This window comes from Streptomyces sp. MK37H (genome assembly GCF_018035285.1).
Lineage (GTDB): Bacteria > Actinomycetota > Actinomycetes > Streptomycetales > Streptomycetaceae > Streptomyces > Streptomyces endocoffeicus.
In genome coordinates this window covers 1-15417 of sequence record NZ_JAAAYH010000213.1, presented here as the reverse complement: position 1 = coordinate 15417, position 15417 = coordinate 1, and the positions used below count along the sequence as shown (strand labels likewise).

12 protein-coding genes are annotated in these 15417 nt (G+C 71.9%); 7 read left to right on the top strand and 5 right to left on the bottom strand.

The window, feature by feature from the left end; all coding sequences use genetic code 11:
• Positions 1 to 87 precede the first annotated feature (87 nt).
• From GWI24_RS26455 to GWI24_RS26445, 3 genes are all read left to right on the top strand, one after another.
• On the top strand, positions 88 to 3204 hold the full coding sequence (locus tag GWI24_RS26455; RefSeq protein ID WP_210948412.1) for a glycoside hydrolase family 2 TIM barrel-domain containing protein: 3117 nt from the start codon (positions 88 to 90) through the stop codon (positions 3202 to 3204).
• A gap of 130 nt (positions 3205 to 3334) precedes the next feature.
• On the top strand, positions 3335 to 3979 hold the full coding sequence (locus GWI24_RS26450; protein ID WP_210948411.1) for a diguanylate cyclase: 645 nt from the start codon (positions 3335 to 3337) through the stop codon (positions 3977 to 3979).
• A gap of 55 nt (positions 3980 to 4034) precedes the next feature.
• Complete coding sequence (locus GWI24_RS26445; RefSeq protein WP_308344039.1) at positions 4035 to 5024, top strand: SMP-30/gluconolactonase/LRE family protein; 990 nt, start codon at positions 4035 to 4037, stop codon at positions 5022 to 5024.
• Here GWI24_RS26445 and GWI24_RS26440 read toward each other — a convergent pair.
• The 5 genes from GWI24_RS26440 to GWI24_RS26420 all read right to left on the bottom strand — a co-directional run bounded on the left by GWI24_RS26440 (position 5003) and on the right by GWI24_RS26420 (position 10572).
• Positions 5003 to 6322, bottom strand: a complete 1320-nt coding sequence (locus GWI24_RS26440; protein ID WP_374103342.1) for a S1 family peptidase — start codon at positions 6320 to 6322, stop codon at positions 5003 to 5005. The genes GWI24_RS26445 and GWI24_RS26440 overlap by 22 nt on opposite strands.
• A gap of 135 nt (positions 6323 to 6457) precedes the next feature.
• Entirely contained in the window at positions 6458 to 6820 is a 363-nt protein-coding gene (locus GWI24_RS26435) for a hypothetical protein (RefSeq protein ID WP_210948409.1), read from the bottom strand.
• Complete coding sequence (locus tag GWI24_RS26430; protein ID WP_210948408.1) at positions 6817 to 8244, bottom strand: serine/threonine-protein kinase; 1428 nt, start codon at positions 8242 to 8244, stop codon at positions 6817 to 6819. The genes GWI24_RS26435 and GWI24_RS26430 overlap by 4 nt, the downstream gene beginning before the upstream one ends.
• A 102-nt stretch (positions 8245 to 8346) precedes the next feature.
• Positions 8347 to 9828 (bottom strand): VCBS repeat-containing protein, encoded by a 1482-nt coding sequence (locus tag GWI24_RS26425; protein ID WP_247616916.1) that lies wholly within the window; start codon positions 9826 to 9828, stop codon positions 8347 to 8349.
• 90 nt (positions 9829 to 9918) lie between these two features.
• Positions 9919 to 10572 carry a histidine phosphatase family protein gene (locus tag GWI24_RS26420; protein ID WP_210948406.1) on the bottom strand — a complete coding sequence of 218 codons (654 nt, stop codon included), beginning with the start codon at positions 10570 to 10572 and terminating at the stop codon, positions 9919 to 9921.
• Between the two features lie 209 nt (positions 10573 to 10781).
• Between GWI24_RS26420 and GWI24_RS26415 the strand changes: the two genes are divergently transcribed.
• The 4 genes from GWI24_RS26415 to GWI24_RS26400 all read left to right on the top strand — a co-directional run bounded on the left by GWI24_RS26415 (position 10782) and on the right by GWI24_RS26400 (position 15171).
• Positions 10782 to 12320, top strand: coding sequence for a Rieske 2Fe-2S domain-containing protein (locus GWI24_RS26415; RefSeq protein ID WP_210948405.1), 1539 nt, complete (start codon positions 10782 to 10784; stop codon positions 12318 to 12320).
• A gap of 117 nt (positions 12321 to 12437) precedes the next feature.
• Positions 12438 to 13499 carry an aldo/keto reductase gene (locus tag GWI24_RS26410; RefSeq protein WP_210948404.1) on the top strand — a complete coding sequence of 354 codons (1062 nt, stop codon included), beginning with the start codon at positions 12438 to 12440 and terminating at the stop codon, positions 13497 to 13499.
• A gap of 98 nt (positions 13500 to 13597) precedes the next feature.
• On the top strand, positions 13598 to 14305 hold the full coding sequence (locus tag GWI24_RS26405; RefSeq protein ID WP_210948403.1) for a dienelactone hydrolase family protein: 708 nt from the start codon (positions 13598 to 13600) through the stop codon (positions 14303 to 14305).
• 188 nt (positions 14306 to 14493) lie between these two features.
• Entirely contained in the window at positions 14494 to 15171 is a 678-nt protein-coding gene (locus GWI24_RS26400; RefSeq protein WP_210948402.1) for a hypothetical protein, read from the top strand.
• Positions 15172 to 15417 lie beyond the last annotated feature (246 nt).

The window sequence follows — 15417 nt, the reverse complement described above, 5'->3', positions numbered from 1 at the left end:
TTGCGCAAAGGGCTGTTGTGGTCGGTCGACGCCCCTGGTGCCACGCAAGCCCTTGCACTCCACACAATCGAAGAGAAGGGGATCGCGATGGCGGTCACTCGCAGATCGTTACTGATCGCAGGCACCGCCGCCCCGATGGCCGGGGCACTTGTCACGGCCGCTCCCGCCCAGTCCGCCACCGCGTCCCGCGCCATGGGGGGACGGACCGTCCCGCTCACGGACGGCTGGCGCTTCGCCCTGGTCAATCCCGGCGGTATCACCGACCCGACCGGCGCGTACGAGAACGCCCACGACCCGGCCTATGACGACTCGGCCTGGCGCGAGATCGCGGTTCCGCACGACTGGAGCATCGAGCTCACCCCCACCACCGACCACGGCACCAGCGGCGGCACCGGCTTCCTGCCCGGCGGCCTCGGCTGGTACCGCACCACCTTCACCCTGCCGCGCGCCCTGGAGGGCAAGCGGATCTCCGTCGAATTCGACGGCGTCTACATGGACTCGTCCGTGTACTGCAACGGACGGCTCCTCGGCGAGCACCCCTACGGATACACCGGTTTCGCCCTCGACCTCACCGAGGTGGCCCACACCGACGGCGCCACGCCCAACGTCCTCGCCGTCAAGGTGCGCAACCGGCTCCCCAGCAGCCGCTGGTACTCGGGCAGCGGCATCTACCGCCATGCCCGGCTCGTGGTCACCGACCCGGTCCATGTGGCCCGGTGGGGCACGTACCTCACCACCCCCGGCCTGGCCACCACCCTGCGCGCCGGACATGCCACCGTGCGGGCGCGGACCCTCGTGGTCAACGACTCGGACGGCCGGAAGCCGGTAACCGTGGTCTCCACGGTCAAGGACCCCGACGGGCACATGGTGGTCCAGGCACACTCCACCCTCACCGTCGGGGCGGGTGACACCCGTACCGCCACCCAGGAGCTGCGGATCGACCGGCCGCAACTGTGGTCGTTCGACACTCCGCGGCGCTATGTCCTGGAGACCGAACTGCGAGTCGGCCAGGACACCACCGACCGGTACCGCACCCCCTTCGGGCTCCGCCACGCCACCTTCGACCCCGACCACGGATTCTCGCTGAACGGCCGGTACGCCAAGCTCCAGGGCGTCGATCTCCACCACGACCTGGGCGCGCTCGGTGCCGCTGTCAACGCCGACGCCGTGCTGCGCCAGCTGACCATCATGAAGAGCATGGGCGTCAACGCCCTGCGCACCTCGCACAATCCGCCCGCGCCGGAGCTGATCGAGGTCTGCGAGCGGCTCGGCATCGTGATGCTGGTGGAGGCGTTCGACTGCTGGCGCACCGGCAAGAACACCTATGACTACGGGCGCTTCTTCGACGAGTACTGCGATGCGGACATCACCGAGATGGTGCGCGCCGCCCGCAACTCCCCCGCCGTCGTCATGTGGTCCATCGGCAATGAGATCCCCGACTCCACCAGCGCCCCGGGGCTGGGGATGGCCCAGCGGCTCATCGACGCCGTACGCGCGGCCGATGACACCAGGCCCGTGGTGATCGGCTCGGACAAGTACCGCGCGCTGCCCGCCGAGGGCTCCCCCGCCGATCTCATGCTGGCCAAACTGGACGGGCTCGGCCTCAACTACAACACCGCCGCCTCGGTGGACGCCCTGCACGCCCGCTATCCGCATCTGTTCCTCTTCGAGTCCGAGTCCTCCTCGGAAACCTCCACCCGCGGCGCCTATCAGGAGCCCGAGCACCTCAACACGGCCGAGAACCACACCCCCGGCAGGCGCCAGACCTCCAGCTACGACAACAACCTCGCCTCCTGGACGATGAGCGGCGAGTACGGGCTGAAGAAGGACCGGGACCGGAAGTTCTTCGCCGGGCAGTTCCTGTGGTCGGGTATCGACTACATCGGCGAGCCCACGCCGTACGACGTGTTCCCGGTGAAGGCGTCGTTCTTCGGCGCCGTGGACACCGCGGGCTTCCCCAAGGACATGTACCACCTCTTCAAGAGCCAGTGGACGAGCGAACCGATGGTCCATCTGGTCCCCATGGACTGGACCGGCCACCGCCCGGGCGAGACCGTGGAGGTGTGGGCCTACTCCAACGTCGCCACGGTGGAGCTGTTCCTCAACGGCCGATCGCTGGGGGTCCGTGCGTTCGACACCAAGAAGACCACGGACGGCCGTACCTACCTGGAGACCACGGAGCCCACCGGCGACGACAAGACCGTCACCTCCGGCCCCTACCCCGGCAGCTACACCAGCCCGGGCGGCAGCGCCGGAAAGCTCCACCTCACCTGGAAGGTGCCGTTCGCACCGGGTGAGCTGAAGGCCGTGGCCCGGCGCGGTGGCCGGGTGGTGGCCACCGATGTGCTGCGCACGGCGGGACGCCCGCACGCCGTACGGCTCACCCCCGACCGGAAGACCGTCGACGCCGACGGGCGCTCGCTGTGCTTCGTGACCGCCGAAGTCGTCGACGCCGACGGTGTGGTGGTGCCGGACGCCGGCCAGCTGATCGCCTTCAAGGTCACCGGGGGCTCCCTGGCCGGGGTCGACAACGGCCGCCAGGAGAGCGCCGAGCGCTACCAGGCGAGCACCCGCACCGCCTTCCACGGCAAGGCCCTGGCCATCGTCCGCGCCGGCACCGAGGCCGGCCCGCTGACCATCACCGCCCGCTCGGCGGGGCTGCGCACCGCCACCGCCACCGTCCGCGCCACCGGCGGGACATCGGAGCCGGTCACCCGCCCCACGCCGTTCGCACCCGACCCCGGCCCCGGCGCTCCTCACCACCCACTGGCAGACGCGAGCTATTCGGGCGCGCCGACGACGCTGCCCTCGGCCATGCTGGACGGCGATCCGGCCACCGGCTGGTCCAACGCCTTCCACAAGCCCGCCACGGCGCTGCTTCCCGCCTTCGACGGCGCCCGGAAGGCCGACTGGGTCTCGGTGACCTGGAGCGGGAGGCGGCGGCTGCGGCGTGTCGAGGTGTCCTTCACCGTGGACGCCAAGCACACCCTGCCCGCCTCGATCGAGGTGTCCGCGTGGAACGGCCACGCGTACGTCCCGGTGCGCGGGGCGTCCATCACCTGGGCCACCGCCTCCGACACCCCGACCGTCATCACCTTCGACCCGGTCCGCACCTCACGGCTGCGGCTGGACCTCACCAGCCGTCATCCGGGCACGGCGGACGGCGCCCAGCGCATCGTCGCCCTCGAGGCCGGTGACGGCTGAGGGGGTGGACTAGTGAGCCGCCGAGTCACACGCTGACCGCGCCACGCCGGACGGGTGGAAGCCTCCCGCGGCCGTTTGTCCGCGATACGAAGAGGGCACCCGACTTCTCCGACGTCGTGCTGGAGGCGAGATGACTCTTTCCCGTAGCCCGGTGACCCGTGCGTGGCGGCGGTGGCGGCGGCCACGCGATCTGGAGGTGCCGCGCGACGCCGTGGACGTCGAGGACGCCAACCGGCGGTTCCTGATGTACGGGGTGATGCCGCTGTGGTTCGTCCCGGCGGTGGCGGACTGGCTCATGCATCGCCGGACCAGGATCGAGGAGACGTCGGGCACGAAGGAGTCGGCGATCCACGCCCTGATGATGACGGAGGCCGGTGTCCCCGTGGCGATGGGGCTGCTGGCCCGGGTCAATCCGCTGGTGCTGTCGGTGATGGGCGGAGCGGCCGTCGCCCATGGCGCCACCGCGCTGTGGGATGTGACCCTGGCCACCGGGGAGCGCGAGGTACGCCCGGTGGAGCAGCACATCCACAGCTTCCTGGAGGTGCTGCCGCTGTCGGCGATGGCGTTCACCTGCTGTCTGCACTGGGACCAGGTCCGCGCGGCGCTGCGCGGCGGGGACCGGCCCGAGGACTGGAAGCTGCTGCCGAAGGACAATCCGCTGCCCGTGCGCTATCTGGCGGCCATCGGGCTCGGCATCGGCGCCTGTGTGGTGCTGCCCTACGCCGAGGAGATGCGGCGGTGCCTCAGGGCCGCCAAGGCCCGTAAGGCGGTGTGAGCCCATGCCGCGCACGCGAGCCGGTACGCGGAGCCGAGACCGTACGCCGACGGGTGTGGCGGCCGAACCGCTGCCGTATCCAAGGATCCTGGCGCCGGAGGCACACGGGCCGGAACATGTCGCCGTCGACGCGGAGGGCCGGATCCTCACCGGGACCGCGGACGGGGCCGTCCGGCGGCTGACGCTGTCCCCGGACCATGAGCTCGTCCGCTCCGAGGTGCTCGCGCACACCGGTGGCCGGCCGCTGGGGCTCGTCCCCTGCCCCGACGGCGGGCTGCTGGTGTGCGACGCGCGGCGCGGGCTGCTGCGGGTCGGGCCGGACGACGGGTCCGTACGGGTGGTGGCCGGCGAGGTGGCCGGCAGGCCGCTGCGGTTCTGCAGCAATGTCGCCACGGCGGAGGACGGCACGGTGTATTTCACCGTGTCCAGCCGCCGCCACGGCCTGGAGGACTGGCTCGGCGACATCCTGGAGAACACCGCCACCGGGCAGCTGCTCCGGCTGCGGCCGGGCGGTCGGCCGGAGGTGGTGCTGGACGGGCTGCGGTTCGCCAACGGGGTCGCCCTCGCCGCCGACGAGTCGTATGTGGCCGTGGTCGAGAGCGGCGCCTACCGGATCAGCCGGCTGTGGCTGACCGGCCGCCGGGCGGGGACACGCGACCTTCTCCTCCGCGATCTGCCGGGCTTCCCGGACAATCTCACCCGTGGCCCCGACGGTGTCATCTGGGTGGCCATAGCCGCGCCACGGGAGCCCGCCCTCGATCTGCTGCACCGCGCGCCCGCCCCGCTCAGAAGGGCGGTGGTGCCCGTCGCCACCCGGCTCCGCCCCCGGCCGCGGGGCACGGTGCGCGCCCTGGCGATCGGCCCCGACGGCCGGGTCGTCCGCCATCTGGTGCGGCGCCGGACCCCGTACCGGATGGCCACGAGCGTGTGCGCGCTCGGCGGCCTCCTCGTCATGGGCAGCCTCCTCGAACGAGGCATCGCGGTCTGCCCGCTGCCACCGCCCCGGGAGGCCGCCTCAGCGGCTCACCCCCAGCCGGTGGAGTAGCCACGGTAGCGGCGCCGCCGGGGCCGGATGGTCAGCGTGGACAGCAGTCCCACGAACCCCACCACGATGACCACCAGACCGGGCCCGAAGTTCTGGGCGTACGCCACCACGTCGTCGAGCGTCGACACGCCGTCGTCGACCCCCGAACTCCCGGAGGCGCCGGAGGCGATGGACGGGTTGGGGCTCTGGGCGCTGGCGCCCGGGATGGACACCCCGAGCGCGGTCAGCGCCTTGGTCACGGGCTGGAAGAAGGTCACCCCGCCCCGGTCGCAGTCGCCGCTGCCGCCGGAGGTGACGCCGAGCGCCACGCCCTGGGCGAAGAGCGGCCCCCCGCTGTCGCCGGGCTCGGCGCACACGGTGGTCTGGACAAGCCCGGTGACCGTGCCCTCGGGGTAGTTGACCGTCGCGTTGAGCCCGGTCACCTTGCCCGAGCGCAGCCCGGTGGTGCTGCCGCTGCGGAACACCTCCTGGCCCACGACCGGATCGGCCACTCCGGTGACCCGCACCGTCTGGCCGCCGCCGACGTTGACCACGCTGCTCTGGTCGAGCGAGGCGTTGTCGTAGCGCACCAGCGAGAAGTCATTGCCGGGGAAGCTGCTCTGGACCGTGGTGCCGATGCGGGTGGAGCCGGTGCCGTCGGTGAACCAGGGGGTGCCGTTGGGGCCGCAGTGTCCCGCCGTCAGGATGAAACCGGTCTGGCCGTTGGTGACGTTGAAACCGGCCGAGCAGCGGCTGCCGTTGGTGAACATGGGCGAGGCACCGGCGGTTCTGGTGGTGAAGGAGCCCTCCGTCCGCTGCGCGCGCACCTTGCCGCCCACCTCCGCGGCGAGGTCCTTCATCTTCGACCAGCGGGCGGTGGAGACGGTGCTGTCGCCGACCAGCACCACCTGGTTGGACTTGGGGTCCACCATCCAGGCGGTGCCCGCCACCCGGGGCGCCGAGCGCAGCTTCTCGGTCGCGGAGTCCAGGTCCGCCATGCTGTAGCGCACCCGTTTGGCGGTGGCCCCGGCCCGGCTGACCTCGTCCGCCGCCGTGTCGTCCGTCACCGCGACCACCGGGCGGCCGTCGGCGCCGATCCAGTTGCCCGCCGTACGGGAGGCGCCGAGCGCGGACACCAGCCGTCCGCCCACATCGTCCGTCCGGTCCGCGCTCAGGGCTCTCGGACCGTCGCCTCCGGTCGTCCCGTGGGCCGATCCGCCCGGCCCGGCCTGCGAGACCATCACCCCGCCACAGACCAGTGCCCCGACAGCCGCGAACCGCACGACCCGGCGCACGCCGCGCCGCATGTGCTTCACCACCCTGTCTCCTTACGTCGATCCAGCCGGGGGCCTCGGACGGCGAAGGCCCACCCCCTCATACGTAAGGAAGCGACGTCCTGCTCACTCCCCGGACGGAGCCGCGGATCCCGGTGGGGCGGACGGCGGCTCCCGGGATCAGCGCCGGTCGCCGTAGCGCTTGCCGAGGAACCCCCCGACCAGGGCGGCCGTGCCGCCGCCGAGGATGGCCGCGCCCTGGGTGGCGGCGTCGTGCGCGAGGAAGTACGTGGCCACCCAGATGTACGCCACGACCGTGCCCGCGCCCAGCAGCGAGCCGAACGCCTGCAGCCCCGTGTGGACCCAGTCCATGCGGCGGCGGTGCTCACGCTCCCGCTGGAGCTCGGTGAGCATCCACTCCACCGTGCCGGGCCTGACCGCCTCCCACTCCTTGGCCTGCTCCACCGGCAGCCGGTCACCCCAGGGCACCGCCGACTCCGGCGGGCTGCCCGGCGTGGGGTTCTCACTCGTGTTCCCGGTCACGGAGCCTCCCTCGGGCGGTCCGGACGGGGCGCGGGGTCCGGGCCCGCCGCCCGTGGCGGAGGCGGACCGAGCGCGGTGAGGAAGTCGGCCATGTCCCGCTCCATCTCTCGCTCCACCGGACGTCGCGCCCGCCGGGCCGGGGGCTGAGGGATCGCCAGGGACGCCAGATATCCCTCGCGCAGCGCCTGCCAGGGCCCGGCGGGGCGGGCGGGTCCCTCCCCGGCGTCCGGGCGCAGGGCGTCGAGCCAGCGCACCCGCCGGTCCCGCTGTCTGGCCGACGCGAAGCCGCGCGCCGCGAGCACCAGCCACAGCAGGCCGAGACACCCGGGCCCCACCCATCCCGGAACGTCGTCCCAGGAGCCCGGGCTCAGTGAGGGCAGGGCCACCGCCCCCGACACGGCCAGGAGGACCCCCAGCACGGCGGCGATCGGCGCGAGGACTCCGGTGCCCGCGCCGCTCGCCCGGGGGGCCGACCGCATGGCTTCGGCGGCCCCCGCGGGGAGGGGAAGGGCCGCTGCCCCGACCCTGGGGGCGGACATGGCCTCTCGCCGGGCCACGCTGCCCAGCAGCGCTTCGGCCTGCTCGGCCGTCAGCCGTCCTTCGGGGTCCTTGACCAGCAGACCCTCGATCAGCGGCCGCAGCGGACCCGCGTATGTCATGGGCGGCGGCGGGTCGTTGAGCACCGCGCGCATCGTCTCGCCCACCATCGTCCCCCGAAAGGGCGCGACACCTTCGACGGCCTCGTACAGGGTCACGCCCAGGGACCACAGGTCGGCCTTGAGCATCGCCTCTCCGGCAGCCGGAGGGGACGAGGACGTGAAGCGTTCCGGTGCCATGTAGGCGGGTGTGCCGACCACGTCGCCTTCGCCCGCGAAGGTCAGGCCGAGATGGTCCACCAGCACCGCGGGGCCGTCCGGGCGGAAAAGGACTTTACGCGGTTTGACGTCCCCATGGGCCAGGCCCATCGCGTGCAGCGCGCGCAACCCGCGCAGCACCTCCAGGCCGATCCGGGCCGTCTCGGACACGGGGAGCCGCCCGCCCCGATCGCTGAGCCGGTCCGCGAGCGAACGCCGGTCGAGGCGCTCCATGACGATCCAGAGGCGGCCGTCGCTCTCGCCCAGGTCGTAGATGGCGGCCAGGTGCTGATGCGCGGTCGCGGCGAGGACGCGGACCTCACGGCGCAACCGTTCGAGCCACCGCCGGTACGCCTCCGGGTCCGGATCGACGCCCCGCCACAGCTCCCTGACGACGACGGGGCGTCCGAGCGACATGTCGTAGGCGTCCCAGACCATGCTCATGCCGCCGCTGCCCATGCGCCCGCGCAGCTCGTACCGGCCGCCGATCACGGTCCCGTGGGGCGATTCCGGACCGCTCCCCCGCTCATCCTCGCCCTCACCCTCACCGGAGGTTCCCCCGGTCGTCATCCGCCTCCCCCTCACCAGCCGACTGACGCCCACAGTAGGGCGTCGGCCGGGCCGGGCGAAGAGGTCGTGCGCTTGGACACGCGTACGGTGGCGCACCGGGCCTCATGAGCCGCCCTTGCCGTAGGGCGCGCTGGTGAACACCACCGTGTCGTCGGTGCCGTCGGTCACCCAGAACCGTTGCGGCTTCTCCCCGTAGAGCGCGAAGAGCGGATCCGGCCCCCAGGCCAGCACGACCTCGTCCTTGCCGTCGTGGTCGAAGTCCCCGGCACCGTAGAGCTTTCCGGCGCGCCGCTTCTTCGGCACCTCGCGGCCGTCCACGCGGGACGGGACGGTGCGGTCGAGGGTGCGGCGGTGGGCGATCTCTCCGGGGGCGTCCGGGCGTATCGTCAGCAGTCCGGTGCCGCCGGTGCGCAGCGAGACGGCCAGTTCGTCGGTGCCGTCACCGTCGGTGTCGGCGGCGGCGAGCACATCGCCGCCCAGCGCGGGGATCCTGATCGGCTCGGGAGTCGATCCGGCCGTGCGTTTGGTGTACACGCTCACCGACTGGCTGACGTCCGCGGGTTCGGTCTCATAGCCCGGTTCGTCATTGCGGCTGCCGGTGTCGGCGACCGCCACATCCCGCTTCCCGTCGCCGTCGAAGTCCCCGAAGGCGATCGCGTTGCCCTTGCGGAGGGTGCGGCCGGTGGTGGCGAGGCCGTCCGGCCCCGCCGTGAGGAGCGCGGACCTCGTCTGGTCGTCGTCGCCCTGCTCGTGCACCACCAGATCGGTGGGGCGGTCGCCGTCGATGGCGTCGGCGTACAGCTCCGCGATCTGGCCGCTGGCGCCGAGGGGGTTGGCGTACGTCTCGGTACGGGCGGCTTCGCCGTCGCGGCCGAACGGGCCGTACAGCACATGGAAGTCCTTGCCGCTCTGGCGCACGGCGGCCAGATCGTGGTGTCCGTCCCCGTTGAAGTCGCCCGTCGCCAGGGGCCGCGAGCTCTCGAGGCCGTCGTCGGCGTCGGCCAGCCGCACCGGAGTGGCGGGGGTTCCCCGGCGTGGCCCGTCGGGGCCGCCCCAGGCGATGTAGGGCAGCGTCTGGGTGGTGATGTGCACGCGCTCGCTGCTGGCCTGGTCGCGCTCCTTGGTGGCGGTGACGATCACATCGGCGTAGCCGTCGCCGTCGAGGTCGGCGGTGGTCGCGGAGTCCATCTCGCCCGCGGTGCCCTGCCACCCGGCGCCGGTGGGCAGGCCGAGGTCGTCTCGGCCGAACACGGTGCGGACGGCGGGGTCGGGGCCCTTCGCCGAGCCGTACACATAGGCGATACGGCGCAGGCCGCCGAGTCCCTCGTCGTCGGAGGCGATCGGGATTCTGAGCTCGGGGCGGCCGTCGCCATTGAGGTCGTCCGCCAGCGCGCTGCCCTTGCCCCGGGGGACGGGAGCGGTCGCGGTGGGGGTGACCACGGGCGCGGCCGTGCTCTTCCCGGCCCCGTCGCCACCCTTGGTCTCATCGTCTCCACCGCCACCGCCGCACGCGGTGAGCAGCGCCAGCGCGGCGGCGCAGAGGGTGACGGTGGCGGGGCGGAGCCTGGTGGTGGGGGATGCCATCAGGACACGACAGCGCATCCGGTGGTGACGCGCCATCGGAGAGATCATTTCGTTACGGCGCGCTCTCCTCGTTACGGCGCGCTCCACTCGTTACGGCGCGCTCCCCGCCAGCGGGTGTCCGCAGCGCAGATTCCACCGGCCCGCGCGGCCGCTGAGCTCCGTCGCGGTCAGCGGGGCGACGTCCAGCCGCCAGAAGGTGGGCGTGGGAAGGCCGAGGGCGTGCACGAGCGCGGCCCGGACCACGGCCGGTTCCACGACGGCGAGCAGCCGCGCCCCACGGGCGGGGGCGGGCGGTGCCGGATCCTCCCGGCACGTCCCACGGGCGGGTGCGGCCGGTGCCGGATCCTCCCGCCGTGCCTCCAGCCAGACCCCGATCCGCTCCACCAGTTCCAGCAGCGTTTCGCCGCCGTGCGGTGCCGCGGCCGGATCGGACAGCCACCCGGCCACCTCCTCCGGCGCCTCCTGCCCCACCTCGTCCAGCGAACGGCCCCGCCAGCGGCCCACATCGAGATCGCCCAGCTCGGGCGTCACGGCGGCGTCGAGGCCCAGGGCCGCGGCGGTACCGCGGCAGCGCTCGGAGGGCGCGGTGAACGCCATGTCGTGGTGGGGCAGCGCCGCGGCCGCCGCCGAGGCCCGGCGCAACCCGGCCGCGTCCGGCGGGGCGTCGTCGAACCGCACCTGCCGCAGCGCCGCGTTGACAGCGGGCGCGACCAACGTGATCCGCACCACCCAGCCCCTCCTCATCCGCACCCTCCGCCCACGTGGAGGGCACCTTCCGGGCTCCGCGCCGAGCGGCGGACGACCCTCGCGCCCACCGTCTCATGACGAAGACACCGACATGACCCGGGTGGCGGATCGCGCCACCCGGCAAGCCCAGCCGCGGATGCACACGACCATAAATCCCGACACGGTAGAGATATCGGACATCACCGACCGAGTTGGGGTGCTGTGGTATGCGCGTGACCGGACTTGGGCATGCTGGGCTGTTCATCGAGACCGCGGCGGGGTCGGTGCTCTGCGATCCATGGGTCAACCCCGCCTTCTTCGGCTCCTGGTTTCCGTTCCCGGACAACACCGATCTGGACTGGGCGCACTACGGGCGCACGGCGGACTATCTGTATGTCTCCCATCTGCACCGCGACCACTTCGACGCGGAGAATCTGCGCCGGAACGTGCGCAAGGACATCACCGTGCTGCTTCCGGCCTTCGCCACCGATGAGCTGGAACGCGAGCTGAGCGCGCTGGGTTTCACCAACTTCCTCCGCACCCCCTCCGGTACACCGGTCGAGCGCGACGGTCTGCGCATCATGATCACCGCGCTGACCGGCCCCGGGGACGGCCCCATCGGCGACTCCGCGCTCTCGCTGGACGACGGCCGGACCGTGCTGCTCAACCAGAACGACGCCCATCCGCTGGACATCGCGGCGATCCGGGAGTTCGGCGAGGTGGACGCGTACTTCGTCCAGTTCTCCGGGGCGATCTGGTACCCGATGGTGTACCAGCTGCCGCTCTCCGCCAAGAAGGAGTTCGCCGCGCGCAAACGGCAGGGGCAGTTCGACCGGGCGCTGCGCTACATCGACGCGGTGGAAGCCAAGCATGTGTTCCCCAACGCGGGCCCGCCGTGCTTCCTCGACGACGAGCTCTTCGAGCACAACGGCACCGGCCAGGACGGGGAGAGCATCTTCGTGGACCAGCTGGAGTTCCTGCGCCAGCTGGGCCGGGCGCGCCCGCAGGTGGCGGCGCATCTGCTGCTGCCGGGAACGGTGGCGGAGCCGGAGGACACCGCGTGCAAGCTCACCCACCGCTACACCGAGACGGAGATCGAGCACATCTTCGGTGAGAAGTCCGCGTACTTGCGGGAGTTCGCCGGCCGACAGCAGCCCGCGCTCGCCGCGGAGCGCGCCTCACGGTCCCCCGCACTGCCGCGCGAGCGGCTGCTGACCGAGCTGAAGCAGTGGTGGGAACCGCTGCTGACCAGGGCGGACCGGATCTGCGCGGGCGTCGGCGGCCCGGCGCGGCTGGATGTGGGCGAGGTGCCGATCGTGATCGACTTCCCGGCGCGGGAGGTCCGCCTCTGGGACGGTGAGCGCTGCCGCTACACGCTGTCCACCTCGGCCGATCTGGTGGCCACCAACATCGAGCGGCGCGAGGTGGACTGGTCCAACAGCCTGCTGCTGTCGATGCGGTTCACCGCCAGCCGGATCGGGCCCTACAACGAGTTCCTGTATGTGTTCTTCAAGTGCCTGTCGATGGAGCGCATCGAGTACGTGGAGAACTACTACGACTCCTGCCAGGACGACGGCCAGGACATCGTGCTGGACGGCTGGCAGGTGCAGCGGCGCTGCCCCCATCTGCGCGCCGACCTCGGCCGGTTCGGGCAGATCGAGGGCGAGGTGCTCACCTGCACCCTGCACGGCTGGCGCTACGACCTGACCACGGGCCGCTGTCTGACCGCGGACGGACACGACATCCGCGCCTCGGCCGTGTCGTGACCCGCCTCGCCGGGCCGTGGCGGCGATCGCCGCCGCGGCCCGGCGAGTTGCCCTGGAGCGCTCTTCAACTCCTAGCGTCGGCGCACGTCACCACACGACCGACGCAAGGGGACCACCGTGCGCTGCACACTGTTCGGCAGGACCGGCCTCCGGGTGAGCGAGCTGAGCCTGGGTACCATGACCTTCGGCGAGGACTGGGGCTGGGGGGCCGCCAAGGAGACCAGCCGACGGCTGCTGGACCGCTACGCGGACGCCGGCGGCAACTTCATCGACACCGCCAACAACTACACCGGCGGCACTTCGGAAGCCATCCTCGGCGAGCTGCTCGAGGGCCGCCGGGAGAGCTTCGTCCTGGCCAGCAAGTACACCTGCGCGACCCGCAAGGGCGATGTGAACGCGGCGGGCAATCACCGCAAGAACCTGGTGCGTTCGGTGGAGGACAGCCTGGAGCGGCTGCGCACCGACCGCCTCGATGTCCTGTGGGTGCACGCCCGGGACAACTTCACCCCCGTCGAGGAGGTGATGCGGGCGCTCGACGATCTGGTGCGGACCGGAAAGGTGCTGTACATCGGGGTGTCCGACTGGCCCGCCTGGGAGATCGCCCAGGCCGGCACGCTCGCCGAGCTGCGCGGCTGGACCTGCTTCGCGGGCTCACAGCTGCGCTACAACCTGCTGGAGCGCACCCCCGAGCGCGAACTCCTCCCCCAGGCGCGCGCCTTCGATCTGGCCGTACTGGCCTGGGGCCCGCTCGCGGGCGGCAAGCTCACCGGCAAGTACCGCCGCGGTGAGCCGGGACGGCTGACCACCCATGCCACCTGGGACGACCGCACGGAACACAACGAGGAGGCCACCATCACCGCGGTACTGGAGATCGCCGAACAGGGCGGCTGGACCCCGGCCCAGGTGGCGCTGGCCTGGCTGCGCGGCCGCCCCGGCACCGTGATCCCGATCGTCGGCGTCACCCGGGAGTCCCAGCTCACCGACGCCCTCGGATCCGTCGACGTCCGGCTCGACGCCGCCGCGGTGGCACGGCTGGACGAGGTCAGCGCGGTGCCGCTGGGCTTCCCGCATGACTTCGTACGGGACCCGGGCATCACCGAGAACATCTACGGCGACCGCTGGGCCGAGATCGACGACCGCCGCTCCACCCACCGCCGCGCCACGAGCGGAATCCTCTAGGGCGCCCGCGGCGGCAGCGCGCGCCGCGCCCTGGTGGCACGGGCCGTCCCTACGATGGGTGGGGCCAGCGACGACCGGTACGACAGGAGCGATTCCCCATGCCCGAGGCCCCGAAGCCGACCGGCTCCCCCGTCCGCCAGAACGTCACCTTCCCCAGCGCTGGAGCCACCGCGCACGGCTACCTCGCGCTGCCGCCGTCCGGGCACGGCCCCGGGCTGATCGTCATTCAGGAGTGGTGGGGCCTGGACCACCACATCGCCGATGTCACCGACCGGCTGGCCCGCGAGGGCTTCGTCGCGCTGGCGCCCGATCTGTACGGGGGCAGCGTCGCCCATAACGCCGACGAGGCATACCGGATGATGCAGGAACTGCCGGTGGGCCGCGGGGTCGAGCTGCTCTCCGGGGCGGTGGACCATCTCCTCGGCCGGCCCGAGGTCACCTCCGGCACCGTGGGGGCGGTCGGCTTCTGCATGGGCGGCGGCTTCGTGCTGTACCTGGCCGCCGCCGATCCCCGGGTCAGCGCCGCGGTGCCCTTCTACGGCGTCATCCAGGGCGAGCTGCCGGACTTCTCGGGACTGCGGTCCGACGTCCTGGGCCACTTCGGGGAGAAGGACAACACCATTCCGCTGGACGATCTGGAGCGGCTGCGCCGGGTCATGCGGGAGGAGTCCGGCGTGGAGCCGGATTTCCGGCTCTACCCCGCGGGTCACGCCTTCTTCAATGACGAGCGCCCGTCCTATCACGCGGAATCCGCGGCAACCGCCTGGCAGAGCACGCTGGGCTTCCTGCACCAGCGGCTGGACTGACGAAATCGGCTTGCCCCGGAAAGGGCCTTAAGGCTTCATGAAGCCTTAAGGCCCTTTTAAGGTCAAGCCCGGAGAACCCACCTCAGTTCAATTCTCAACCACATTTCCCCGAAAAATTTCTGTCCGGCCCTGAGACGACTCCGGCATCCGCCCGTATGGCATGGCGGACAGCTCGAAAAGGAGTCGACATGACACGCAAAAGGGCACTCAGCGGCAAGAAGAAGCTCGGCCTGCTGATCGGTTCGCTGGCGCTGGCGGGCACCGGCGCCGGGGTGCTGGCCGCCACCAGCAACGCGAGCACCGAGGGCGCGGCACAGTCCTCGACGGCCTGCGCCGGGCTGGAGCAGGCACTGGCCAACAATCAGAAGTTCATCGCTGATCAGCAGGCCAATCCGGATGCGCAGTCACAGGCGCGGATAGCCAACCGGCAGGCCGTCATCGAGGAGATCAAGCGGAAGCAGCAGGCCTCGGGGTGCGCCGCCGATGAGGCCGCGGGCCAGGCGGAGGGGGCCGCGGGACAGGACGAGGCAGCGGCTCCGGCCGAGGGCGGCGCCTCCGCATCGGCTTCCGCCTCGGCGGGAGCCTCGGACTCCGGCGCCGGTGACGCCGGCGCCTCGGGCGAGGTCGTCTGCGCGGGGTCGACTGTCACCCTGTCCGGCGAGGGCGGGGCCCCGGCCGCCTCCAGCAATGAGTTCCCGGTCGGCACCAAGCTCAAGGTGACCAATCTCGACAACGACAAGTCGACAACAGTCTCGGTCACCTCGACCTCGGGCAGCTGCGCCCTGCTCAACAACGCCGCCTTCGAGCAGGTCCGTGAGCCGGGCAAATTCCTGATCCGTAACGCGCGCATCGAACGCGTGGGCTGAACCGGCCACACCGGCCGCCGCGCGGCGGCCGGTGTGCCGCGGGGGTGCACACCGGCCGTTCGGCGGACCGCCCCACACGGGCCCGAACCATTGATCTGACCGCCATGTCCGACTGTGACCGGTATCGCAGGGTGAGTCCGTGGCACCTGGGTACCCGCTGCCCATGAACAGAAATGAGCAGCCAATGCTCACTCCCGATCTGCCGCCGGTCGTCGACGTACCGGACTTGACCTTCACTCCTCAGGG

Excerpts from the sequence above, each read along its gene's own strand:
- GWI24_RS26400 (WP_210948402.1), top strand. The coding sequence starts at position 14,494 with ATGACACGCAAAAGGGCACTCAGCGGCAAGAAGAAGCTCGGCCTGCTG.
- GWI24_RS26425 (WP_247616916.1), bottom strand. The coding sequence starts at position 9,828 with ATGGCATCCCCCACCACCAGGCTCCGCCCCGCCACCGTCACCCTCTGC.
- GWI24_RS26430 (WP_210948408.1), bottom strand. The coding sequence starts at position 8,244 with ATGACGACCGGGGGAACCTCCGGTGAGGGTGAGGGCGAGGATGAGCGG.
- GWI24_RS26455 (WP_210948412.1), top strand. The coding sequence starts at position 88 with ATGGCGGTCACTCGCAGATCGTTACTGATCGCAGGCACCGCCGCCCCG.
- GWI24_RS26415 (WP_210948405.1), top strand. The coding sequence starts at position 10,782 with ATGCGCGTGACCGGACTTGGGCATGCTGGGCTGTTCATCGAGACCGCG.
- GWI24_RS26405 (WP_210948403.1), top strand. The coding sequence starts at position 13,598 with ATGCCCGAGGCCCCGAAGCCGACCGGCTCCCCCGTCCGCCAGAACGTC.
- GWI24_RS26450 (WP_210948411.1), top strand. The coding sequence starts at position 3,335 with ATGACTCTTTCCCGTAGCCCGGTGACCCGTGCGTGGCGGCGGTGGCGG.
- GWI24_RS26420 (WP_210948406.1), bottom strand. The coding sequence starts at position 10,572 with ATGAGGAGGGGCTGGGTGGTGCGGATCACGTTGGTCGCGCCCGCTGTC.